General features: G+C 40.3%; 18 protein-coding genes and 2 pseudogenes. 14 read left to right on the top strand and 6 right to left on the bottom strand.

What is annotated here, in order from left to right; genetic code table 11:
• Positions 1–9: 9 nt before the first annotated feature.
• Positions 10–888: an SDR family oxidoreductase gene (locus CDC37_RS09285; protein WP_096621504.1), complete on the top strand. Its 879-nt coding sequence runs from the start codon at positions 10–12 to the stop codon at positions 886–888.
• 89 nt (positions 889–977) lie between these two features.
• Here CDC37_RS09285 and CDC37_RS09290 read toward each other — a convergent pair.
• Positions 978–1,169: pseudogene (locus tag CDC37_RS09290) on the bottom strand (zinc ribbon domain-containing protein); the annotation flags it as partial.
• Positions 1,170–1,575: 406 nt separating this feature from the next.
• A complete protein-coding gene (locus tag CDC37_RS09295; RefSeq protein ID WP_096621505.1) occupies positions 1,576–3,054 on the bottom strand; it encodes an MFS transporter in 1,479 nt (492 codons plus the stop codon).
• Between the two features lie 1,016 nt (positions 3,055–4,070).
• Here CDC37_RS09295 and CDC37_RS09300 point away from each other — a divergent pair.
• Positions 4,071–4,835: a choice-of-anchor W domain-containing protein gene (locus CDC37_RS09300; protein ID WP_157780699.1), complete on the top strand. Its 765-nt coding sequence runs from the start codon at positions 4,071–4,073 to the stop codon at positions 4,833–4,835.
• Between the two features lie 249 nt (positions 4,836–5,084).
• Here CDC37_RS09300 and CDC37_RS09305 read toward each other — a convergent pair whose 3' ends face one another.
• The gene (locus tag CDC37_RS09305; protein WP_096621507.1) at positions 5,085–6,185 is read right to left on the bottom strand and encodes a sensor histidine kinase; all 1,101 of its coding nucleotides are present in this window, start codon (positions 6,183–6,185) and stop codon (positions 5,085–5,087) included.
• 114 nt (positions 6,186–6,299) lie between these two features.
• On the opposite strand from CDC37_RS09305, the gene CDC37_RS09310 reads away from it, so the two are divergent.
• From CDC37_RS09310 to CDC37_RS09345, 8 genes and pseudogenes are all read left to right on the top strand, one after another.
• Entirely contained in the window at positions 6,300–6,782 is a 483-nt protein-coding gene (locus CDC37_RS09310) for a hypothetical protein (protein WP_096621508.1), read from the top strand.
• Between the two features lie 19 nt (positions 6,783–6,801).
• The gene (locus CDC37_RS09315) at positions 6,802–7,983 is read left to right on the top strand and encodes an urease accessory protein UreH domain-containing protein (protein WP_096621509.1); all 1,182 of its coding nucleotides are present in this window, start codon (positions 6,802–6,804) and stop codon (positions 7,981–7,983) included.
• Between the two features lie 115 nt (positions 7,984–8,098).
• Positions 8,099–8,290: pseudogene (locus CDC37_RS25185) on the top strand (protein kinase domain-containing protein); the annotation flags it as partial.
• A 47-nt stretch (positions 8,291–8,337) separates the two neighbouring features.
• On the top strand, positions 8,338–9,195 hold the full coding sequence (locus tag CDC37_RS09325; RefSeq protein ID WP_096621510.1) for a serine hydrolase: 858 nt from the start codon (positions 8,338–8,340) through the stop codon (positions 9,193–9,195).
• A gap of 293 nt (positions 9,196–9,488) precedes the next feature.
• Positions 9,489–9,626 carry a PEP-utilizing enzyme gene (locus tag CDC37_RS25750; RefSeq protein ID WP_442861088.1) on the top strand — a complete coding sequence of 46 codons (138 nt, stop codon included), beginning with the start codon at positions 9,489–9,491 and terminating at the stop codon, positions 9,624–9,626.
• Between the two features lie 273 nt (positions 9,627–9,899).
• Positions 9,900–10,829 (top strand): hypothetical protein, encoded by a 930-nt coding sequence (locus CDC37_RS09335; protein ID WP_096621512.1) that lies wholly within the window; start codon positions 9,900–9,902, stop codon positions 10,827–10,829.
• Positions 10,830–11,137: 308 nt separating this feature from the next.
• Positions 11,138–11,959, top strand: a complete 822-nt coding sequence (locus CDC37_RS09340) for a PRC and DUF2382 domain-containing protein (protein WP_096621513.1) — start codon at positions 11,138–11,140, stop codon at positions 11,957–11,959.
• 449 nt (positions 11,960–12,408) lie between these two features.
• Positions 12,409–12,927: a hypothetical protein gene (locus tag CDC37_RS09345; RefSeq protein ID WP_096621514.1), complete on the top strand. Its 519-nt coding sequence runs from the start codon at positions 12,409–12,411 to the stop codon at positions 12,925–12,927.
• 91 nt (positions 12,928–13,018) lie between these two features.
• Here CDC37_RS09345 and CDC37_RS09350 read toward each other — a convergent pair whose 3' ends face one another.
• Positions 13,019–14,065, bottom strand: a complete 1,047-nt coding sequence (locus CDC37_RS09350; RefSeq protein ID WP_096621515.1) for a tetratricopeptide repeat protein — start codon at positions 14,063–14,065, stop codon at positions 13,019–13,021.
• Between the two features lie 538 nt (positions 14,066–14,603).
• Here CDC37_RS09350 and CDC37_RS09355 point away from each other — a divergent pair.
• On the top strand, positions 14,604–15,275 hold the full coding sequence (locus tag CDC37_RS09355; protein WP_096621516.1) for a class I SAM-dependent methyltransferase: 672 nt from the start codon (positions 14,604–14,606) through the stop codon (positions 15,273–15,275).
• Between the two features lie 247 nt (positions 15,276–15,522).
• Here the strand turns inward: CDC37_RS09355 and CDC37_RS09360 are convergent, their stop codons facing one another.
• Positions 15,523–16,755 (bottom strand): methionine gamma-lyase family protein, encoded by a 1,233-nt coding sequence (locus CDC37_RS09360; RefSeq protein ID WP_096621517.1) that lies wholly within the window; start codon positions 16,753–16,755, stop codon positions 15,523–15,525.
• 87 nt (positions 16,756–16,842) lie between these two features.
• Here CDC37_RS09360 and CDC37_RS09365 point away from each other — a divergent pair, with 87 nt between their 5' ends.
• Positions 16,843–17,658, top strand: coding sequence for an acyl-CoA desaturase (locus tag CDC37_RS09365; protein ID WP_096621518.1), 816 nt, complete (start codon positions 16,843–16,845; stop codon positions 17,656–17,658).
• A gap of 144 nt (positions 17,659–17,802) precedes the next feature.
• Here CDC37_RS09365 and CDC37_RS09370 read toward each other — a convergent pair whose 3' ends face one another.
• Positions 17,803–19,026, bottom strand: coding sequence for a HEAT repeat domain-containing protein (locus tag CDC37_RS09370; RefSeq protein ID WP_096621519.1), 1,224 nt, complete (start codon positions 19,024–19,026; stop codon positions 17,803–17,805).
• Positions 19,027–19,869: 843 nt separating this feature from the next.
• On the opposite strand from CDC37_RS09370, the gene CDC37_RS09375 reads away from it, so the two are divergent.
• Together CDC37_RS09375 and CDC37_RS09380 are read left to right on the top strand one after the other, a co-directional pair.
• Positions 19,870–21,426, top strand: a complete 1,557-nt coding sequence (locus CDC37_RS09375) for a ferredoxin--nitrite reductase (protein ID WP_096621520.1) — start codon at positions 19,870–19,872, stop codon at positions 21,424–21,426.
• A gap of 546 nt (positions 21,427–21,972) precedes the next feature.
• Complete coding sequence (locus CDC37_RS09380; RefSeq protein WP_096621521.1) at positions 21,973–23,310, top strand: CmpA/NrtA family ABC transporter substrate-binding protein; 1,338 nt, start codon at positions 21,973–21,975, stop codon at positions 23,308–23,310.
• Positions 23,311–23,622 lie beyond the last annotated feature (312 nt).

Here is a 23,622-nt window from a genome sequence, read left to right on the forward strand (position 1 = left end):
ATCTGCAACATGAAACGTAAAATTTTCATCACCGGGGTTAGTGGCTTTCTGGGTTGGCACTTATGTCAAAAATTACAACCAACCTGGGATATTTATGGCACATATTTCTCCCATCCCCTAGAAATTCCCGGAGTCAAATCAGCAAAAATCAACCTGGTCAACGAATCTGAACTCAAAAACTTATTTCTTAGTATCCAACCTGATGCAGTTATTCATACTGCGGCTTTATCCCAGCCTAATTATTGCCAAAATCATCCCACCCAATCCTACGCAATTAATGTCCAAGCTTCCCGTCACATTGCCCAATTATGTGCGGATGCAGCAATTCCCTGTCTATTTACATCCACAGATTTAGTATTTGATGGATTAAATCCACCCTACGCAGAAACCGATCCGGTCAATCCTGTCAATATATACGGTGAACATAAGGTTTTAGCGGAACAAGGAATGTTAGAAATTTATCCTCAAACAACGATTTGTCGAATGCCATTAATGTTTGGGAATCCCACCCCCACCGCAACCAGTTTCATCCAAGGTTTTATCCACACACTTCAACAAGGCCAAGATTTAAAATTATTTATAGACGAATATCGCACACCCGTCAGTGGGACAACCGCAGCTACAGGATTACAATTAGCACTCAACCAAAATATCCAGGGAATTCTACATTTAGGGGGAAAGGAACGTATTTCTCGCTATGAATTTGGCCAACTAATGGTGGAAGCTTTCCAACTACCAAAACATCACCTCCAAGCTTGTCGTCAAACCGATGTCAATATGGCTGCACCGAGACCCCAAGACGTTTCCCTTGATAGTTCCCAAGCCTTTAGTTACGGTTATAATCCCCCACCAATTGCCGCAGAATTAGCCACTTTATCCAGTTTTTAATCTGGTCTCTATATTCGTGACAAGCTAAGACAAAAATTTTTTGTCAACATTGACATACTCCCTGCCCTACAAAGGCAGGGATTCTAGGCTCAAACAACGATTGCGGACAAAGTCCGTCTTAAATCGTCTAACCCAGCAGTTGATGCCCCAACTGCACAAATATTTTTAGCTGCGTTTTCGTCTCTCCCATTGACTGACTGACAGGACGGACAACGCCACTTTCTAACTAACAAATCTAATTTTTCTAGAACGTGTCCACAATTAGAACAAGTTTTGGTAGATTCTGGCTATCATCCTTTTTCGGGTAATAGGCGGAATTATTCGGTCTATTTACCTCATTTTGCACGTAAGTACAAGCTTTTCAGTATATTTATTATCACTGATATCCAGACATTTTCCGTATGACATCCGAATTAGGACACTATGCAGAAATTTAAGGATGTTTTTACTTATGGAGCAATACTCTAAAAAGTTGATGGAACAACTGCAAGAATAAATTGATGGAACAACTGCAAGAATAAATTATGGATTAAAAATTTAGCGATCGCATCCTTCAAAATCATGTTTATTCGCCCAGGTTTTGACAATATTTTAAGCATTATTACTTATTGACCAAAGACCGATGAGCTTCACTTGTCAGCAATGAGGTCTCTAGAAAAAATCTCTTAGCAAGGGTAGGGAATGAGGTTAAATACCCTTTTTCACTAAACTGAATTTTCTATCCATTAACCCCTGTAAAATCTCACTTACAGATTGACGCTGGGGTTCTTGAATCATTAGCAATGGGGTCAAAGCTAGCATCCGTACCGCAGCTGAAATCAAAAATAATCCCGGTAATCCACCCCAGTGTAAATGGGAAGCGATAAATCCCCCCAAAGTCGTCCCACAAGCACCACAAACACCCGTAACCGCAGCTGCAACTGCGAAATATTTAGCTTGATTTTTAATGGGTGCAATCCCTAATTGGAGATTATTGGTACACAATTCAATGGCAGCTCCTGTCCCACCGGTAAATATATGTAGTAGGGGTAGCCATAACCATAAATCGACATTAGTTTGACCAACTCCTAACCAAAATACCGGGATAATCGCCATCAATATACCAACAAAAAATAAAATTGAACGATTACCAATTCGATCCGCCAATCGACCCCAAAAAATCATTAATATCAAAGTTGCAGCAGCTTGAACGCTAGTATACACAGTTACCCAACCCACATTTAGATTCAGGGTATCCAACATATAAAGTTGAAAAAACGGGTTACTTAAACTCACGGCAAACATCCACACACCCACATAGACCAAGAAGGTCATGAAGTTGGTGTCAGCCAAAATCGCTTGTATTAAAGGTGTTTCTGGTGTTTCTGGTGTTGTTTCTCTGCTCACAGGAGAGGAATTCAGGTGGATACGGGAAGAATTTTGCACCTGTGGGTTAATATCACGCTTAAAATACTGACAACCCAAACTAATAATTCCACAAACAATTCCCAAACCCAGGACAACCCCGAAACCTGCACGAGTTCCCCCATACCAATGGGACACAATAAATCCAGCAATCGGTACACAAATTAAATTTGTCAAGCTCGCAACACTATTACGAATGCCAAAATAACGACCCCGTAACCGTCGCGGTACAATCATCGCCATCCAACTCAACCAAGATGGATTTCCCAAACTACCCAAGAAATGGCTCAGTAAAACTATTCCTATAGTTAAATTGATTAATATACCCGATTCGATTTTTCCAGTTTGCTCCAGTACGATTCCCACGGCAAGAATTATCCAGAGCGATCGCGAAACCCCGTATGTCCAAATAGCAAAACTAAACCGACTACTGACTCGTTCGGAAAAATAAGCACCAATGGGTTGACAAGCATGAACTACCATCGGAATTGCCGATAGAGTTCCAAATACCATTGCTCCCGCACCCAATTCCAGCAAGAAATTATTCAGCAGAATTCCACTGGTTGCTAGTCCAAAAACTACAGCAAAAACCGCATCTATCGTAGAAGCACGTAGACTGGTTCGGGCTGATTTATGGTTGATGGATGAAAATGCTTTGCTTGGGGAAGATAATGTAATGCTTGAGGTATGGCTGTTGATGGTAGAAGTCGGAGGTAAACCGGAAATGGCAAGGGAAGGGGTTTCAATCTGAGCCGAATCCATAAGCAGTAAGAATAATAGTATTTTTTCAGTATTTGCTAAAGTAGTCTATGTGAATATTTTACGGACACAATTATAAGTGTAATTTCATACTGAAGCCACCAGGAGAAGCAGAGCGCTCCATAATCCGGCACTTGGATAAGTTAATTTTTTGTTATTCTACCTTGCAATACGCAATAAAACTTTAATAAACAAATATTTTTATTTAAATTATTTAAAAAATAAGTTTAGGTTAATTTATGGTTAAAAATAGCTTAAGCGACGTTGTGGTTGGTGACGGGTAGTCTTTTCCGTATTTACCCTGGTTTAACTAGTTTGTGTCATTAATAATTGAATCTCTGCGTTTTTTCGGTTTTGAAAGAAAATCTTCTCCGAGTTTTTACTGGTTTTTGATGGATTAGGGAATAATCTTATTCTTTGAGGGGGAAAAGTCAGTGTTTTTTCGGGTATTCATTTGATAACTGTTTATACAGCAATCCGATTTAAGTCGTGAAAAATAGTGTACCGTTGACTGATGATTGATGACTGGTGACTGTTAACCGTTAACAACCCTACATGTGAGATGTAAGATTTCAAAAATCCTGCTCGGACTGCTGTAAATTGTTTGCTAACTAGATAAAAAATTATTGTTTTAGATGTTTGATTTGTGTGTTTATACTGTTATATAACACTGGGATTGTGAGAATGCATAGAAAGATAATTAATTTTGACTTCACGAGAGCAGCTAATAATAAAAAATCATTAAGAGGCAAAGTTTTGATAAATCCAGTGGAATGGTATGGACAAGTAAAAATCACTTGCTTAAACTGAAAGGGTAATAAGGCGGCTAACAAAACCAGTCAAAGGTAAAATAATCGGGAAAATATCTATCAATCGAAAGCAGAGATTAAGTAGTGATTCTAAGGGGAATAAATCTAATCTAAGGGGAATAAAAGAAATATTTCCAGATTACTTAATCTTCATAATAATCAGGAGTTTGTAATTAATTTTTAATTCCAAAGATGAAGGATGCAAACAAAATGTTAGCAATTAAAAACTCAACTACAGCAAAAGTATTTTTCGGATTAGGATTAGCAGCAGTTGGATTAATCAGCGCTCCTTCCTCTGCAAGTGCTGTATCTTTTACCGCGCTTAGTGGCTACACAGATACAGATTTTAATAATGGGATTCTGACGGGTAAATTCAGTGAATTATTTGTTGCTGAAGGTCGGATTGGTGATAATCGGGCACAAGCAGGTAATCAAGAATTTAGTATCAACAATCCAATTGTACCCAATAGTAATAATACTGGTTTAGTTGGAGGTACACCAATTACTGTTGGCAACAGAGTTTGGACAAGTGGTGAATTTGTCGATTTTACTTTGAGTTACGATGGAAATAATGTTAGCTATATTTTGGGCGGTCAAACTTTAAGTGCAAGTGTAATTGGAAAGGCAACTGATATTTATTTACGTACCCGTGCAGCAAACAATAGTTCCGTATTTCTAAATAACTTGTTTTTGAATGGTGTTTCTGTTGGTAGCACATCTTCGACAGGAGTTGGAGGTAGTGATATTGATTATTTCAAAATTAGTGGTTTAACTCAACCTTTTACTTTGACTGGTCAGGCTAAATTTGAGTGGACTGGAAATCCTCCAAGAAATTCGGCTTTAGCATTTCAAATTAAAGTGATGAATACGAAGAAAACACCAGAACCTGGGACATTAGGAGCAATGATGATTTTTGGTTTTGGAAGTATGGTTTATGCGCGACGGAAGAAAGGTTTAGTGACTGTAAATAAATAAGCTGGAAAAGATGTAATAGGGATTTAATATGTTTATAGACGTAGCGATTGATAAGAATAATTGCTGCGTCTTTATATTCATGACTTATACGGCTGTCACAGTACGCTATGAATAAATTTGAACCTAGCAATAGGACTTTTAGTATTATGTATCTAACAGATAAATCATGGTAGTTGTGTAAGTTATAAATTTTTAAAAAACTAATATTATGATATTTAAAAACATGGTTTAATATTACTTTTGAATAAATTATGCTAGGGGTAGACAAAAACGGAACTTACTACCAACATTTAACTGGCTTTCTACTTCAATTTTGCCGCCTTGTAGTTCTACCAAACATTTAGTAATAGCTAAACCAATACCCGTACCACCAAAATTGCGATCGCGTGATTTATCGGCTCGCCAAAATCGTTCAAATACGTGGGGTAAATCATCGGCTGCGATACCGATTCCCGTATCCTCAATCGTAATCCAAAGATAATTTTTATCCCTATGGGCGCTAACTATAATTTTGCCAGCAGGTGTATAACGGATTGCATTGCCAATCAGATTAATTAATATCTGTTCCACCCGGTCAATATCAGCCATCACTACAGGTAAATTCCCTGGAGATTGTAATTCTAGGGTTGGTCCATCTTCTAATAATTGCTCTCGAAATTTAATTACCAGAGATACTAATAAGGGTTGTAAATTAATTGGTTTCGCTTGAATTGGTAAATAACCAGCCTCCGCTTTAGAAAGTTCCTGCAAATCATTAACTAATCTTTCTAAACGTTTTGTTTCCCGAATTAATTGTATATATATCTGAGGATTTGGCTCTTGATTGCCATCAGCTAATTCTTCTAAATATCCCCGCATGACCGTCAATGGTGTGCGGAGTTCATGACTCATATCACTAATTAAATCACGACGACGACTTTCAATATTTTGGATACTATCCGCCATGCGATTAAAACTGTAGCTCAGTTGACGAAATTCCGGAATATCTGAAGGCGGTAAACGGGTATCAAATTTTCCTGCGGCAAATTCCTGGGTGATTTTTTCCATCTCGCTTAAGCGTTGTAGAATCCGTTGACATACCCACCAACTCAAACCACCAGCAGTTGTTGCACCAACTAATACTGACCAAAACGTGCTACGTCGCCATGCTAACTCAAATCCTTGCACCAATTCACCGCGAATACCAACTAACCTCATCCCCCGGCTTTCTAGATGTTGTAAATGCAACACAAAGAACTGCGGTGAAAAAATCCGACTCATCACCACCAAGCTTGCAACTCCCACCACCATGACAACTAAATGGGAGAGAAATAAACGGGAAGCGAGGGATAGGGATTTGATGCGATACATTTTTCTCCTTACGAATTCTAGCTAGTAGGATGGATTTGATTGCTACGACAGGATGTCTTTTGACAAGTATGACGATTGATCATAACTTCTGGATGCCAATAGTTTTTGCGAGTCATGAGAATCCAACCGATTATTCTGTGTACAACATTATGTGCAACTAGCCTCGCTGTTTCAATACTTGCTGGACGCAGTTTCGCTGATACCAATACCCATCCCCCCCACCATCAATCAACACCTAGAGGGAATCGCAAACATCACCACCATGAACAAATTACGATTCCCCCCGGTCAACCAGTTCCCACAATTAAGTTATCTGTGACACCGGACGCAAAAAAAGGTTGGAATTTGCAAGCACAGGTGACTAATTTCCGCTTTGCTCCTGAATCTGTCAATACCAACCCCCGCTTGGGGGAAGGACACGCTCATATTTACATCAACGATCGCAAACTGACTCGTTTGTATAGTTCTTGGTACTATATCGAGCAACTTCCCCCTGGGAAAAACAGGATCAAAGTGACTTTAAATGCTAATAATCACGCTGATTTTGTTCATAATGGGAAAGCGATCGCAGATACGGTGATCGTCGAAGTCAAGTAACTTTTCTTTCCTATTAATTATGCTTGATCTCTGGCTAATTTTCCTGTTGGGATTTCTGGGTAGTTTTGGCCATTGTTTGGGGATGTGTGGTCCCCTTGCGGTGGCTTTTTCCCTATCTGGTCAGAATCAAACTCGGTGGGATAATCTACGTTTTCAAATTCTCCTCAATTTGGGAAGAGTAATAAGTTATACCCTGGTTGGTGCAGCTATTGGTGGAGTGGGTGCGGTAGTGCTTGCGAGTGGACAAATCGCTGGAATTGGTAGTGATATTCGTCGGTGGCTAGCTATTATTACGGGTTTAATGCTGATTTGGTTTGGTTTACAACAAATTAATCCCAATTTATTACCCGTTATTCCCTTTCTCCATCCCCTGATTCAAGGTAAACTGCACCAGCGACTGGGACAGCAAATGACCAATCTATCGACCCAAATCCGGTGGTGGACACCTGCTTTATTGGGAATGCTGTGGGGATTGATACCATGTGGTTTTTTATACGCTGCCCAAATTAAAGCGGCGGAACGGGGGGATTGGCGACATGGGGCTATCACCATGTTAGCCTTTGGATTGGGGACCGCACCGATAATGTTGGGGGTAGGTGGGTCGGCATCATTTTTGAGTCAGGAACGGCGCAGTCAATTGTTTAGAATGGGTGGATGGGTGACATTAACGATAGGGATTATCACCCTATGGCGGACAGATGCGATGGTAGACTATACCGGACATAGTGCGATCGCTCTACTAATTTTAGCTTTGATTGCCCGTCCTGTTGCTCGGTGGTGGGGAACCCTGTTAAAATACCGTCGGGGCTTAGGTGTGGGTGCTTATGTGTTGGCATTAGCCCATACAGCCCACATGTTAGACCACTCCCTCGCTTGGAATTGGCAAGGGTTTCTGTTTTTACCGCTAAATTGGCAAGTTGGTATCGCTGCTGGTTTTGTGGCGTTAGGATTAATGACACCTGCGGCAGTCACAAGTTTTGACCGATTACAGTTAAAATTGGGTAAACGGTGGCGACAGTTACATTTGTTGAGTGTACCAGCCTTGATTTTGGCAGCAATACATACGATTTTGAGTGGTTCCCGTTATTTGGGTACCTTTACAGTTAGTTGGGTGAATCAATTAGCTGTATTATCTTTGGTAGTCATTGTGGTGGGTGTTTTGATTATTCGGCGATTAAGTCCTGAACAAAGCCGTTTCTAGTACCGCATTGCGTAAATATGCCTACCATTTCCCTGACTCCCATGCTTTGCGTGGGAGTCTAAGGATGCGAGAGCTAAGAGGGTATTTATTAAATAAATCTTGAGCAGTTTCAGAAGTTACAAATTCTGGAAATTCCACCCAGTCCATCGTGATTGGAACACCCGGTTTTATGCCAATGGAACAATCCGTGGGGAGACCTGTATTTTCCAGTGATATATATAGCTTGGGACTAACAGCAATTTAGTTGCTCACCGGTAAAACACCCTATGAATTGCCAACAAATCCAGCAACAGGTGAAATTCTCTGGCTAATTTTCAATCCGATGTCAAATTACAAGCAATAGTTAATGATTTAGTGAAAAAGGCTAAATCGAGTAATTTGGCTATTAATAAATTATCAATTACATTAATAGACTTAAATACAAATACCATCGCTGGCTATCAACAAGAAACTCCTCGATATCCTGCTAGTATAGCTAAATTATTTTGGTTAGTAATTCTGCAATCAAAAATTTATAATGCCTCCCTTCCTGTTGATGAAGATTTACAAACAGATATAGAGGAAATGATAATTAAATCAGATAATGATGCTGCTAGTAAAATAGTTGATCGGCTAACTAATGCTCCTAGTCAGGGAAAGTTAGCAAAAGACGAATATCAAAAATGGAAAAAGAAACGGGACAGCCTCAATACTTTTTTTAGTCAAGCTGGTTACACCAAGATTAATATTAACCAAAAAACCTTTCCAATAGTTTATCATTACGGCAAGACTATACCAGAACCCCAGGGAAGTGATGCACAGATACGTGGTGATAATCCTCAGCAACCGATTCGGAATCAATTAACATCATTCGCTACTGCTAGATTGATGTCTGAAATTGTTACTAATCAAGCTGTTTCTACCTCTGCAAGTGAAGTAATGAAAGGTTTATTAAATAGGGATTTACAATATTGGCAAAAACAACCATTCAATCCAGAAGAATTTCATCCAGTGAAAAACTTTATTGGCGAATCATTACCAGCAGATAGGGTGAGATTTTTTTCTAAAGCTGGTTGGACAACTAATTCTCGACAAGAAGTTGCATATGTGGAAACACTAGATGGAAAGACTAGATATGTAATTGCCATTTTTGGAGATGATAAAAGCTATGCTAAAAGTCAAGATATTTTCCCGCAATTATCGTATCTGGTTTTTCAAAGAATGGTTAAATAATATTTTAAGTGAATTTTAATCCGAACTTCACCCTAAGCAAAAAGGAGCTAATACCATTTCACAGAAATCGTGATAGATTTTCTCCTTTTGCTTCCCCTACTCCCTCTGCATCCCTGCTTCCCGTCAGGTATCAACTCTATGATAAAAAGGTATAAATGATTTCTAGAGCAAAATTAACCCCGTCTTTCGAATTATCTACGGTAATCATTCCCCCATTTTCGCTGCTTTAATGCCTTCCCTTTGCCTCGACCAAGTGTCATCCGGAATATCCTGAAGGCATTGACCAACAGACGATTTTAGTTGTACCTAACGCCGAAGCCAGTTTGACACCTATTTCTTCCAGAATTGGAGGGGTGGTGATTGAAACTGGTGGACGACTCTCCCATGATGCTATCCTAACTATGGGAATACGGCATACCCAGCATTGCTAATATGCAAAATGCAATTTGGATTCTTCAGATATGGACAAATGACTGTCAACCCTTAACAGTCAACAACCCTACGCCTAAGATTTGACAAACCTTCAACCGATGGCTATAGGTGTTTTCTCCGCAACATTTCCGGAGTTAGATTCAACAACCTTGTAGAAACAAGAGGATGCATTCACACAGCAACAAAGTGGTTACTAGCTAGTTTTTTCTAGCAAACCAAAGAAGTAAACATACCAGCTAAGAGAATGCGATATACAAGGAGATGCCCCTATTATGACACGTCTAGCTAAATCTTCAGGCGATATTTCAGGGATAGAAAATAACGAACAGAACCTTTTACCAAATATCCGTAACATTATTGTTATGGAAGATAATAGTGATTTAGTGGATACGGAAGATTCAAATCGAGTTAATGTCAGTGATGTATTAATTCTGTTGTCCCATCGTTCTACTAGTGACAATCATAAAACATCTGCAAACACAGAAGAAACTGTTGAGAAAGAAAGTTTTACTCAAAGCCAAGATAATGATTTCACCATAGACGAACAAGAACAGATATTTCAAGAAATTCGTCACGCAATTAGCTTGTTATCCCGTCGTCCTGCACCTCCAGTCAAAAATCAACCCAAATCTTCCGAATCTGGTGCAACTCGCACAACCAAAAGTCATAATTTAAATCCTGTAAATCAAATTAATCAAATTATTGATTCTGAAGCAGACGAAGATTTTCAACTTTTAACATCGACATTTGCAAATATTTTAACCCTAATGTCCCGTCGTCCAGCTCCACCTGTACGAACTAGTCCGAAAACATCGGAACCTGGTGCAACTCGGTCAGGTAAAAGTCAGAAAATGGTAGTTCCAACGTCGTCAATTGAGCAACAGGGGGATGATTTCGTTACAGAAGATGAAGATTTTCTACTCTTAACATCGACATTTGCGAATATTTTAACCCTAATGTCCCGTCGTCCGGTTCCACCTGTACGGACTAGTCCGAAAACATCGGAATCCGGTGCAACTCGGATGAGAAGCACCCGCAGTTTGAAGATGGATTTATTATCGGAGTCAGAAGATAATATTGATGTGATTAAATCTACTTTCTTGAATTTATTGACAATGGTGTCACGTCATCCCTATTCCCTAATTGCTGCTCAGGAAGATACATTATGGTCTAATGCTGTACGTGTTTATCGGATTCGATAGCTTCAATAGCCAAAAAATTCCTCCATCTATCGGGTGGGTTACGAAGTCCGTAACCCACCATTATTTATTGGGTAATATATTTTGTGGTATTCCCTTATCAAATTGCATATAACTAATGATATATCAGAGCCAAAAAAATATAAATTATATACTTCATCAGTTAGAACAACTTCTCCGATAAATCTTTTAGAGTAGTAATTGTTGATGCTAATTAGTCCAGGAATTGCCCTTGGACTAAATTGATTTGATTTAGTTGCATACAACTAGTCCAATCAATTAAATTTCAATTCTACATCGGAGAAAAATCAATGGCTTTATATAAAATTGCTGACCTTTATCCTAACTACCAAGAAAGTGTATTTGCCGGATATAGAATTCAAGATTTAGAAGTTTTTAGTGACAGAGATAATCATAAAGTTGGTTCCGTTCACGATTTAATTGTGGATGAAAGTGGACGTTTCCGTTACTTTGTCATTGATACAGGTTTGTGGATTTTTGGCAAAAAAGTTTTACTTCCCGTTGGTAAGGTGAGTATCGATTATAAACTCAATCGTGTATACGCTTTAGGTTTAACCAGAGAACAGGTAGAAAACTTACCTGAGTACAAAGATGATATGGTCATTGATTATGACTACGAAGAAAAAGTGAGAACTGGTTACAGAGGTCAAACCGCTAACTATAATCGCGATACATATAACTACGACTCTGAACCGGAACTATATGCAATCCCTGAAAATAACTCTCAGAATCTCAAACTCTATGAGGAGAGATTAGTGGTTGATAAAGACCGTTTCCGGACAGGGGGAGTCACAATCGGTAAACATGTGGAAACGGAAACTGCTAAAGCTTCTGTTCCCGTTGAGAAGGAGCGGGTTGTCATTGAACGCACTGTCCCCAAAAATACAGAGTTTGTGAATCCGGAAAATGTCAGTTTTGGAAGTGGCGAAGTCGCACAAATTGATGTTTATGAGGAAACTGCGGATATCCGTAAGCAAGCTTTTGTTGCGGAAGAAGTAGCTGTAAGAAAAGAAGTGAAAACTGACTCTGTAGAAGCACAAGAAACTGTACGTCGTGAAAGATTAGATGTGGATGTTGAAGGTAATCCAGGGTTAGTCGATCATAATCGATAGAAATTAGGAATTAGGGGATGGGATTTACAGCAAATTACAGGTAAATCCCGGATTTCTCACAAGTAACTTATTAAGTCTTGAGTGACGGATGAATGTTCTTTCTACTCTCTGTACAGATGACCATAAGGGTCGTCTCTACGGACTATTTCTGTTGGTTTGAGGGTAAGAAATACAGGAAATGTGGTACATCATTTAAATTTTCAAGGCTAATTTTCAAGGCTGGTGAGAAAATGTTTTCCCGACTGTATTCCTGAATTCTGCTGTCAATAAATTCCCCCACTCTTGTTTCAATCAGGACTTACGTAAGGACAACGTAAACACTGTCATTAGGTCGAAAGGTAGACGCACAGCAACTTCTGGCAAAGTAGCAATCCCAAACACCTAATTTCTCGTAACGAATGCGTAAGTCCTATCAATTTTAAAAGGTATTCGTTAAAAGGTATTCGACAATGAATAATTTTTCTGATTCCCAAAATTCTGATGTATTTTCAGCAAGTATACCAGATACAAAAACAGATACAATTACCATACCATTATTAGCAGAAGGACTGCTGGTAAAACGTGAAAAGAAAAAAGTTGGTACAGTTTTAATTAAAAAGGAAATCCGCGCTCGAATTGTCGAAGTTCCCATTCGTCGAGAAGTAATTATTGTCGAACAAGTTGCTTCTCCCCCGATTCAGTTAGCTGCAATTGATTTAACGAATTATCAAAATCCTGAACACAATCCAGATAATAGGGATAATTGTATTTTTAAAACTCAGGCAAGTAACTCTAACATATCAGAATACGTGGTCGAATGTAAATTTTTTCCGGTCAAAATTACCGCAGAAATTTTGCAGCAAATAGCTACCCAAATCGACAATGAATATGTTCAGGTATCTCTGGAAATACTGGTGAGCAATTCTCAACAGCAAGTTCAAATCCAACAAATAATTAATCAACTCAGCGAACCTAGGATATCAAGTTGAAATTGATAATCCAAAATCTCAAATCCATAGACCCATAGCGGGTTGTCTATGAAAACGCTGCATGTATCCGCAGGGTAATCCAATTTATCATTTAACTAGCAGAGGCGGCCATTTCTTCGTAATACATCGCTTTTTTATAATCACCTAGGGTATAACAGGCATTTTTCAGGCTAATGATTACTTGTTCTCGACTACGACGGTCATTGAGTTGATTGAGAATCTCTAGACGCTGTTCATAATATTGAATCGCTTGAGCATGGTCTCCAATTGCTTCGCAAGTGACTCCTAAACTACCAAGGGACTGCTCTTGACAGCGCTTATCACGGATTTTTTGACCAACTTCTAGTCTTTCAGAATAGTACTTGATTGCCTGTGGATAATCCCCTAGGGCGTAGGAAGCATTACCTAAATTTTTTAATACTTGAATCACACCACGGTAATTTTTTAATTGATAGGATATTTTGATACATTCATCGTAATATGAAATCGCCTGGGGATAATTACCTAGGGTGTACCAGGCATTGCCAAGGTTTTTCAGTACTTGTTCTTCTCCCCAATGGTCTTGTAGTTGGCGCACTAATTCTAGACTTTGTTCTTGATATTTGATTCCTGTTGCTAAATCACCCAAAGATTTATAAACAAGTCCTAAATTATTTAATGCTGCAACTTGAGAACGGATATCCTGGTGTTGTTGAGCGATTTCTAGACATTTTTTTAAAAATTCTATTCCCTTTTCGTGTTCTCCTAAATGCCGATAGGAATTGCCAATATGGGAAAGGGCTTGTAACTGTAAACGTAAATCCGTTGACTGGCTGCTAATTGTTAAACATTGCCGTGAATAGGAAATAGCGCTTTTGTAATCACCGGAGTTATAGGCAACTAAAGCCAAACAAGATAGGGTTTGTGCCTGTCTTTGGGTATTACCAAATGCTTGGAACAGAGCTAAGGATTGCTGTAATGATTGCAGTGCGGCGACAAAATCTCCAGACTGTTGATGTTCTATGCCTTGACGTAGGAGTTGGGTGGCATCAGAACCTTGGTCTTCTTCTGGCGGAATCATCATTTCTGGTGTTGTACCGTTTTCTAAATCATTTTCGATTGTGCCGTGTTTCCTTGCTTTGATGTAGGTTGTCGGCATTTGCAAAGGAACAGTATTCTTTGAGTTATAACGACCCTGCCTATCCACATTCACTTCTCCCTGACACTCATCTGAATTATTTCTATTATTGCCACAGGATATTCGATTTTCCTAGAGGTGGAATAAAATTATACTCAAATTTTAAATACTGTTGAGTCTGCTATACAAAAACCAAGTTATTTGAGAATCATTGATGGTGAGAAATATTTTTTCCAGATCAACAAATTAGCTATAATTACTGATGCTTTATTTATTTTTTAATTTTATGAGACAGGATTGCTTACGTAGTAATTCTGAAATTGTTCAAATAGATAGGTGTAAGTGTAAATATCTACCACATAGGTTGGTTATGAGGGGTTCGTAGTTGTGCTTCTAGCTCTGAAAAAGCTTTGATATCAAGAAATATGAAGACGCTAAAGCGCTACTACGTGCCAGATTTCAGGTGAATCAGGTGTGTGATGATAGTTTTCAAGGCTGATTTAAAATCGCTTTTCCAGTTGTATCCTGTATTCATAATTAAAATGCTTGGGAAGTGAGAATGGAGCGTATTTTAGAGCCGGAAGTGATGGATAGCCTGGAAGAATCGCTAGCTTATGACAAGATGGATTTTACGGAGGTAAATCAGGCTTTTGTGAATGAGGCGATCGCGCAATGTGATCTAGATGTGGCTCTAGTATTGGATATTGGTACAGGTCCTGGTCGAATTCCGGTGATGATGGCACAAAGTCGTCCTCAATGGCGAATAATTGCCATTGATATGGCGGAAACAATGTTAGCGATCGCAAGACAACATGTGTTCAAAGCGGGTTTAACAGCTCAAATTAGCTTAGAATTGGCCGATGCCAAAAATTTACCTTACCCAGATGGTTATTTTGATTTAGTTATATCTAACAGCTTGGTGCATCATTTACCAGAACCAAAATTATTTTTTGAGCAGGTTAAACGTGTAGTTAAGCCCAATGGAGGACTTTTGATTCGGGATTTATTTCGACCAGGGGATAGGGAAACCATTAATCAACTTGTGAATAGTATTGGTCAGGAATATGACCCCCATCAAGTAAAATTATTCCGCGATTCCCTACATGCAGCTTTAACCTTGAATGAAGTCAGAGAAATTGTTGAATCTGTAGGGTTAACAGGAGTAAAAATTGTTCAAAGTTCTGACCGTCATTGGTCGATTTCCCGTTCTGGTTCAGATTTTAGATTTTAGATTTTGGATTTTGGATTTTGGATTGTAGATTTTGGATTTTAGATTACCCTTCGGTCGATCCGCTAGCCTAAAGGCATGGCTTTCGCCAACGCGTCTATGGATTTTGGATTATTCTACCTAGGCAAAACCTTCTCCGTCAGGCGTTATCAGAAATTGGGAAACAGATAGTACCGAATTCCCAATTAATCACGTAAACAAAGCCTGACCGTAGGCTATTACAAATTACGAATTACGAATTACGAATTACTTAGTCAATTTTAGTAATAGCCTCGATTGCCGATTCCAGAGCGATCGCAATATGGGTCCAGTGGGTTCCCCCTTGACAGTAAACTATGTAGGGTTCCCGCAATGGGCCATCAGCGGAAAATTCTAGGGTACTCCCTTCGATGAATGTACCACCAGCCATGACTACAAGGCTCTCGTACCCCGGCATTTCATCGGGGATGGGGTCGAGGTAGGAACCAATGGGAGAGTTCTGTTGGACGGCTTTACAGAAGGCTAGTAATTTTTCGGGGGAACCCAGTTTAATTGCTTGAATGACATCCCGTCGTGGTGCTAGGGGTGGGGGGTTAACTGGATATCCTAACTTGTCGAATACATATCCCGTTAAATGGGTTCCCTTCATTGCCTCACCCACCATTTGTGGTGCTAAAAATAATCCTTGATAGAGTAAACGATGTTGGTCAAAGGTGGCTCCTCCATAGCTACCAATTCCCGGTGCTGTTAAGCGACAGGCTGCTTGTTCAACTAAATCCGCTCTACCAGCAATGTATCCTCCCGCCGTCACAATTGTACCCCCTGGATTTTTAATCAGGGAACCCGCCATTAAATCCGCACCTACATGGGTTGGTTCCTGGGTCTCAATAAATTCCCCGTAGCAGTTATCCACAAAACAAACCGTGTCTGGATTTTGGCGTTTGACAATTTTAATAATTTTTTCAATTTCCGCTATGGATAGGCTGGAACGCCATGCATAACCGCAGGAACGCTGAATTAACACCAATCGAGTTTCGGGTTTAATCGCTGATTCTAAAGTATCCCAGTCCACATTTCCCGATGGGGTCAAGTCCAATTGGCGGTAACTTATGCCAAACTCAATAAGAGAACCTTGCCCACTACCCCGTGTGCCGATTACCTCCTCCAAGGTGTCGTAGGGTGCGCCAACCACCGCGAGCATTTCATCGCCAGGTCGCAGAACCCCATACAAAGCACATGCGATCGCGTGGGTTCCGGAAACAAACTGAACACGGACAATTGCGGCTTCTGACCCCATAACAGAAGCAAAAACTCGATCAAGGGTTTCCCGTCCTAAATCATCATGGCCATATCCGCTAACACTAGCAAAATGATGTGCCCCCACACGATGATTTTGGAAGGCTCGCAAAACTCTTTGCAAATTTTGCTTGACCTGTGCGTCAATACCAGAAAAAATCGGTAACAGTGCCTGTTCTGCTTGCCGCAGCTGTTCCAAGCTGTTCATTTAGTCCCTCTTAATAAAAAAACGTAATTTTGCGGATTTTAGAGATTGCGCAGAAGGCGAATTCCCTAATCACATTCAGGTTTTTGCATGACAATTGCTACATCAACCAAACGCCAAATCAACTGGGTTAATACCCTCTTCTTCGCTGCGGTACATTTAGGAGCCTTACTAGCGCTCGTTCCCGCCTTCTTTAGTTGGAAAGCAGTTGGAGTCGCTGTTTTCCTTTACTGGTTTACCGGTGGACTGGGAATTACCCTCGGTTTCCATCGCCTAATTACCCATCGCAGTTTCCAAACCCCGAAATGGCTAGAATACTTTCTGGCTTTTTGTGGTACCTTAGCAGTCCAAGGTGGACCCATTGAATGGGTAGGAACACATCGGATTCACCATCTCCATTCCGATAAAGCCGATGATCCCCACGATTCCAATAAGGGTTTTTGGTGGAGTCACATGGGTTGGTTATTTTTCTTTCGGGATGATCAAGCCGACCTACCACGTTTCACCAAAGATATCGCTGACGACCCAGTTTATCAGTTTTTGGAAAAATATTTTATTCCCCTACAATTTGCCCTCGGATTTTTCCTGCTTTGGTTGGGTGGTTGGTCTTTTGTCGTTTGGGGTATCTTTTTCCGGATTGTTTTTGTCTGGCACTGCACTTGGCTGGTAAATAGTGCTACCCATAAGTTTGGTTATCAATCCCATGAATCTCAAGATAATTCCACAAATTGCTGGTGGGTAGCTCTTTTAGTTTTTGGTGAAGGTTGGCACAATAATCACCACGCCTATCAGTATTCTGCCCGTCATGGTTTGCAGTGGTGGGAATTTGATATGACCTGGATGACGATTCAGTTACTTCAGGCTATTGGTTTGGCGAAAAATGTCAAACTCGCGAATACAAAGTAGTTGATGTCTGTATCCGGGGAATTTTTCCCAAATACAGCATGGTTATGGATTGACAAAAAATATAGACGTTGCTGAATCCAAATATGAATTGAAAATAGGACGTTACATAGAGACGCGATATATCGCGTCTCTATGATATTGCGATCAATTTTGTGATGCGATTTTGGGAGCAAGACGTTTCAAAGCGGCGATCGCATGAATCCGGACTATTTCTTCTTGGTCTTCTAAAAGTTTGGTGACTGCATCGATGGCGCTGGTTTGAGCGAGTTGTCCTAAACTAAAAGCGATCGCCCATCTAATTTCTGTATTGTGGGTGGATGGGTGTGGCTTTTGCAACATCTCCTGGAGGATTTCTGTGGCTTTGATTTGTAGGGAAGGATGAGAAATCCGTCCTAAACAGGTAATAATTTCTTGACACAGAGTTATTTCGCAACAGTTGTGGATGATTTTTTCTAGGTATCGGACTCCACTGATTATCCCTGACCAGGATAGGCTACGAATTATTTCTAATTGCAGTCGCTTTGGTGTATGGTCTGATTGAAACACGTTATATAAATATTGGTTAGCTGTATCACAACCCATTCTCCCCAGAGCGATCGCTGCTGCACAACAAACCTCTAAATTCACGTCAAATAAGCGGGGTTGGAGATGTTGACAAAGGTGATGACTATCCCGTAAGTCAGGACGATATCCTAACGCTGTCACTGCTTCTTTTCTGACTGTTGCAACTGGGTCAGTCAAGGCTTCTACAAGTGCAGTAATTACCCTGGGTTCCTGGAAACTACCCAGTGCTTCGATAACGGTTAACCTCACAAAAGCATCTTCATCTTGAATTAAGGGTAGTAAATAATCAATAGTTTGATGATGATGGATATAGGATAAACAACGAACAGCCTGTAAACGAGTCGCAGGACTAGCAAGTAACTGGGCGATCGCAGGAATTGCTGATTCACCAATTTGTGCTAATGCATTGGTAGCCATTAGCTGCAAATCCTCATCCTCACTGGTTTGCAGCAATTCTATTAAGGGTGCGATCGCTTGAGGTGATTTCAGTTCACCTAAAATCCGCACCCCATACCAACGTAGTTCTTCTTCCGCTTCTTCATCTGCCAACAATACTAACAATCTGGGAATGGCAATTTCCCCTAAACGTCCAAATATCTTGGCAATTTCCCACCGTTGTTGAAAATCTCCTGCCTCTAATAAGAATACAGCCCAATCTAATAATTTTTCGCGATCACCAAATTTCCCTAAACTTTGTGTTCCTACCAGAGAAATTAGCTGCTGTAAACACTGCTGTACACTTAAATAATCCCCCGTATCCCATGCTTTTTCTCCACGTAATACGAGTTGACTTATTCTATCCACAAGTTAAAACTCCCTATACTATTTTGGATTTTGCGGAAAGTTGGGGAAGAGAAGTTACCGGGAAGATTTTCTTCTGACAAAGTTCTACGGGGGGAGTATCCCCCCAGACTTTGCGCTTTCCGGTAAACTTCGGGGGAGATTTATTCTTCCACCAAACTTTCCAAGACAGATTTTGGATTACCCTGCGATCGTTCTGCTACGTGTCTATGGATTGGAAACCCCTTTTTATATCAGTCCTCCCCATGTCATTTGGACACAACTAGATAAGAATAAGAAAATTTCCAGCGAGGGTTTAATCTTCCTATCTGTGACATTATTTTTTCTAATTGGTATTACGATGATTACATGGATACGGAAGAACAATTAAAACGCGATAACCACCCTCTCCATCGCTACAATAACAGCCTTTTTCTCCGTCAAAAACCTATTTATATGCAGGTTTTACATCGAATAATTACGTTAAATACATATCAGGCATTATTTCGTAACAATTTATACGATTTTTCTGCTACATCAACCTTAACTTAGGTTTATGTGAATTTTGGCAAAGCTGGTATTCACAACAACTTGACAAATAAATTTGCTCAATGAATTTATGGAGAAAACAGTCACCCTTCCCATGCAAACAATCCGTTAGGTCGTCTCTTTGTTCCCTATTTTCTAGTTAAATATACTTTTCACGTTCATAAACTGAGCTTTTCGTTTAGACAGTTAATACTTAAAGATCAACTGTCAACAAAATAAAAGGGAAATATGTCAGCGTGCAAAGTATACTTCAGAAAATTATTTCAGACTGATAATTCTTCACTGAATTTTCCCATCCCTCAGATACGGTTTACTCCCATGACAGACTTAGCAACTACCACAACCAATCTCAACAAATTTGAGAAATTTAAAGCTGAAAAAGATGGACTAGCGGTCAAGGCGGAAATTGAAAAATTTGCGATAATGGGTTGGGACGCAATCGACACCACCGACCGTGACCACCGTCTCAAATGGTTGGGTGTGTTCTTTCGTCCGGTAACTCCAGGTAAATTTATGATGCGGTTGCGCACCCCTAACGGGATTATGACTGCGACACAAATGTATGTGTTAGCAGATATACTCAAACGTTACGGGGATGATGCCAGCGCAGATATTACCACTCGTCAAAATATTCAATTACGGGGAATTCGGATTGAGGATTTACCGGAAATCTTTAATCGCTTTCGTGCAGTTGGTTTGACCAGTGTCCAGTCGGGAATGGATAATGTGCGTAATATTACTGGAGACCCAGTTGCGGGATTAGATGCGGATGAATTGTATGATACCCGTGAACTAGTTCAGCAAATTCAGGATATGATTACCAACTTTGGTGAAGGAAATTCTGAATTTACGAATCTACCGCGCAAATTTAATATTGCGATTACGGGGGGACGGGATAATTCGGTTCATGCAGAGATTAATGACTTAGCCTTTGTTCCGGCTTTTCAGACTTTGGCTGAGGGCGAAAAATTCGGCTTTAATGTGCTGGTGGGGGGGTTTTTCTCCGCTAAACGTTGTGAAGCAGCAGTTCCGTTGAATGCATGGGTGACACCGGAGGAGGTAGTTGCAGTTTGTCGAGCTGTATTAGAAGTGTACCGCGACAACGGTTTACGGGCTAATCGGCAAAAGTCCCGATTAATGTGGTTAATTGATGAATGGGGAATTGATCAATTTCGTGCAGCAGTCGAGAATAAACTGGGATATAAATTTGTTTCAGCAGCACCCCACGACGAAATTGACTGGGAAAAGCGCGACCATATCGGTGTATCAAAGCAAAAGCAACCAGGATTAAATTACGTAGGGATGCATGTGCCTGTAGGACGCTTACAAGCCGAAGACATGTCCCAAATTGCCCGGCTGGCAGAGGTTTACGGCAGTGGAGAAATCCGTTTTACTGTTGAGCAAAATATTATTATCCCGAATATTCCCGATGGTAATTTGGTATCGTTTTTAGCAGAAAAATTGCTAGAAAAATTTACAATTAATCCAGGTCGATTAACGCGATCGCTAGTTTCCTGTACGGGTGCGCAATTTTGTAATTTTGCCCTGATTGAAACCAAAAATCGAGCCGTTGAATTGATAAAGTCACTGGAAGCGGAACTGGATATCACCCAACCAGTGCGAATTCATTGGACAGGGTGTCCCAATTCCTGTGGACAACCCCAGGTTGCAGACATCGGTTTGATGGGAACCAAAGCGCGCAAAAACGGTAAAGCCGTGGAAGGGGTTGATATTTATATGGGTGGGAAAGTCGGTAAAGATGCGAAATTAGGAACTTGCATCACTAAAGGTGTTCCCTGTGAAGACTTGCAACCAGTTTTGCGTGATTTATTAATTCAGTATTTCGGAGCAAAACCAAAATACGCTCCACAGTAAAAAACAATGTAATTTTGGATTGTAGATTTTGGATTTTTAAAAGGTTGATGTTCCCAACCCCATCCAACCTGAATATTGCTAACGGGACTTAACCATTTTTGAGGCAGAAACAAGCCTCAAACCCCTGACAGTAGTTGATACCAAGTTGACTTCTGTTCTGGTAGTTTGAGGATGATGAGATTGCTTCCCTTCGGTTGCAATGACGGATATTAATATCATTAGATAGCAACTTAGTATGAGCAAAAATCCACATAGTTGCATCAAAGATGGGGAAAGTGCGGGCTAACACTTGACTCAGGGATAGGCAACACAGACAATACGGTTTGACTTTATGAATTTGCGAGTGGGACGACGCAATCACAAAAGATATTGCGTATCCTTCAACCTTGTCATATCTTCGCACACCCTTTCTCCGTGTTTCTTGAAAGCAAATCCAAAATCCGTCTTGGAAAGTTTGGCGGAAGAATAAATCTCCCATCAACTTTCCGCAAAATCCAAACTCCAAATATCGATATAACTCATTACCACTAATACAATAATCCAACCATGACTAATCTATCGCGCCGTAAATTTTTGATTACCACTGGTGCAGCAGCAGCAGGTACGCTTTGGGTTCATGGCTGCACATCTTCTAGTGATAATACTGCCACAAATGGGAACGGAAATAATAGCGCAGTTCCAGCTGCCAATGTTTCAGCAGCAGACGCACCGGAAGTCACCACTGCTAAACTCGGATTCATTGCTTTAACGGATGCTGCACCCTTAATTATTGCGAAAGAAAAGGGTTTATTCGCCAAATATGGCATGAAGGATGTGGAAGTCATTAAACAGGCTTCCTGGGGGACAACCCGTGATAATTTAGTATTGGGTTCTGCTGGAAATGGTATCGATGGTGCCCATATCCTAACCCCAATGCCCTATCTGATCTCTCTAGGAACAGTAACAGATGGGAAAAAGGTTCCCATGTATATTTTGGCGCGATTGAATGTGAATGGTCAGGGAATTCTGCTGGCAAATACCTACAAAGATTTGAAAGTCGGAGTTGATGCTAAACCCCTCAAAGATGCATTCGCAAAACAAAAAGCCGCAGGGAAGAAAGAACTCAAAGCTGCAATGACCTTCCCGGGTGGAACCCATGATATGTGGATTCGTTACTGGTTAGCTGCTGCGGGAATTAATCCCGATACGGAGGTTTCGACTATTGTTGTTCCCCCTCCCCAGATGGTTGCAAACGTGAAAGTGAACAATATGGAAGCTTTTTGTGTGGGTGAACCTTGGCCATTACAAACTGTTAACCAAAAAGTGGGTTATATGGCTGCGACTACTGGGGAAATATGGAAAGATCATCCAGAAAAAGCCTTTGCCATGCGTGCAGATTGGGTGGATAAACATCCAAAAGCAACCAAAGCTTTATTAATGGCAGTAATGGAAGCGCAACAGTGGTGCGACAAACCGGAGAATCGTCAGGAAATGTGCGAAATCCTATCTCGACGTGAATGGTTTAAGGTACCAGTTGCTGATATTATCGATCGTTCCCAAGGTAAATTTGATTACGGTACGGGTCGGGTGGAAGACTATTCTAGTACCCTAATGATGAAGTATTGGCGAGATAATGCGTCTTACCCCTATAAGAGCCACGATTTATGGTTTTTAACGGAAAATATGCGTTGGGGTTATCTACCTGCGAATTTGGACACCAAAGCGATTATTGATAAAGTTAATCGGGAAGACCTGTGGAAGGAAGCTGCTAAAGCATTGAAAGTTCCAGATGCGGAAATACCCCAAAGTACATCACGGGGTGTGGAAACCTTTTTTGATGGGGTGAAGTTTGACCCAGAGAAACCGCAGGAATACTTAAAAGGGTTAAAGATTCGTAAGGTGTAGTTTGAGAATACAGGAGACAGTTGTGTCTATCAATATAAGGTATAAGGTGAATATTCCGTGTTTTAGAGGTTGGGTTTTTACGATAGGTATCTGTAGTATCAGGTAATTGTAATATTTTTCAGAAGTCAGGTTTTGATGATACAGCAGAATTCAAGAATAAAGGATAGAGGAAATGGTCGTCAAAACCCTTTCTTACAAGCCTTTAAAATATAAATGACGTACCACAATTACCTGTAATTACCTGCAATCTGCTGGAGATATCTGTAGTAGCAGACAATCGTTATCAGAACCTGACTTCTCACCACACCCAAA

Origin of the sequence: Calothrix sp. NIES-3974 (assembly GCF_002368395.1) — a bacterium.
Classification (GTDB): Bacteria; Cyanobacteriota; Cyanobacteriia; order Cyanobacteriales; family Nostocaceae; genus NIES-3974.

What these genes read in the sequence shown, in the direction of transcription:
- CDC37_RS09365 (WP_096621518.1), top strand. Translation starts at nt 16,843, where the DNA reads ATGACAATTGCTACATCAACCAAACGCCAAATCAACTGGGTTAATACC.
- CDC37_RS09285 (WP_096621504.1), top strand. Translation starts at nt 10, where the DNA reads ATGAAACGTAAAATTTTCATCACCGGGGTTAGTGGCTTTCTGGGTTGG.
- CDC37_RS09350 (WP_096621515.1), bottom strand. Translation starts at nt 14,065, where the DNA reads ATGCCGACAACCTACATCAAAGCAAGGAAACACGGCACAATCGAAAAT.
- CDC37_RS09295 (WP_096621505.1), bottom strand. Translation starts at nt 3,054, where the DNA reads ATGGATTCGGCTCAGATTGAAACCCCTTCCCTTGCCATTTCCGGTTTA.
- CDC37_RS09300 (WP_157780699.1), top strand. Translation starts at nt 4,071, where the DNA reads ATGTTAGCAATTAAAAACTCAACTACAGCAAAAGTATTTTTCGGATTA.
- CDC37_RS09340 (WP_096621513.1), top strand. Translation starts at nt 11,138, where the DNA reads ATGGCTTTATATAAAATTGCTGACCTTTATCCTAACTACCAAGAAAGT.
- CDC37_RS09380 (WP_096621521.1), top strand. Translation starts at nt 21,973, where the DNA reads ATGACTAATCTATCGCGCCGTAAATTTTTGATTACCACTGGTGCAGCA.
- CDC37_RS09315 (WP_096621509.1), top strand. Translation starts at nt 6,802, where the DNA reads ATGCTTGATCTCTGGCTAATTTTCCTGTTGGGATTTCTGGGTAGTTTT.
- CDC37_RS09360 (WP_096621517.1), bottom strand. Translation starts at nt 16,755, where the DNA reads ATGAACAGCTTGGAACAGCTGCGGCAAGCAGAACAGGCACTGTTACCG.
- CDC37_RS09375 (WP_096621520.1), top strand. Translation starts at nt 19,870, where the DNA reads ATGACAGACTTAGCAACTACCACAACCAATCTCAACAAATTTGAGAAA.
- CDC37_RS09335 (WP_096621512.1), top strand. Translation starts at nt 9,900, where the DNA reads ATGACACGTCTAGCTAAATCTTCAGGCGATATTTCAGGGATAGAAAAT.
- CDC37_RS09305 (WP_096621507.1), bottom strand. Translation starts at nt 6,185, where the DNA reads ATGTATCGCATCAAATCCCTATCCCTCGCTTCCCGTTTATTTCTCTCC.
- CDC37_RS09345 (WP_096621514.1), top strand. Translation starts at nt 12,409, where the DNA reads ATGAATAATTTTTCTGATTCCCAAAATTCTGATGTATTTTCAGCAAGT.
- CDC37_RS09310 (WP_096621508.1), top strand. Translation starts at nt 6,300, where the DNA reads ATGAGAATCCAACCGATTATTCTGTGTACAACATTATGTGCAACTAGC.
- CDC37_RS09355 (WP_096621516.1), top strand. Translation starts at nt 14,604, where the DNA reads ATGGAGCGTATTTTAGAGCCGGAAGTGATGGATAGCCTGGAAGAATCG.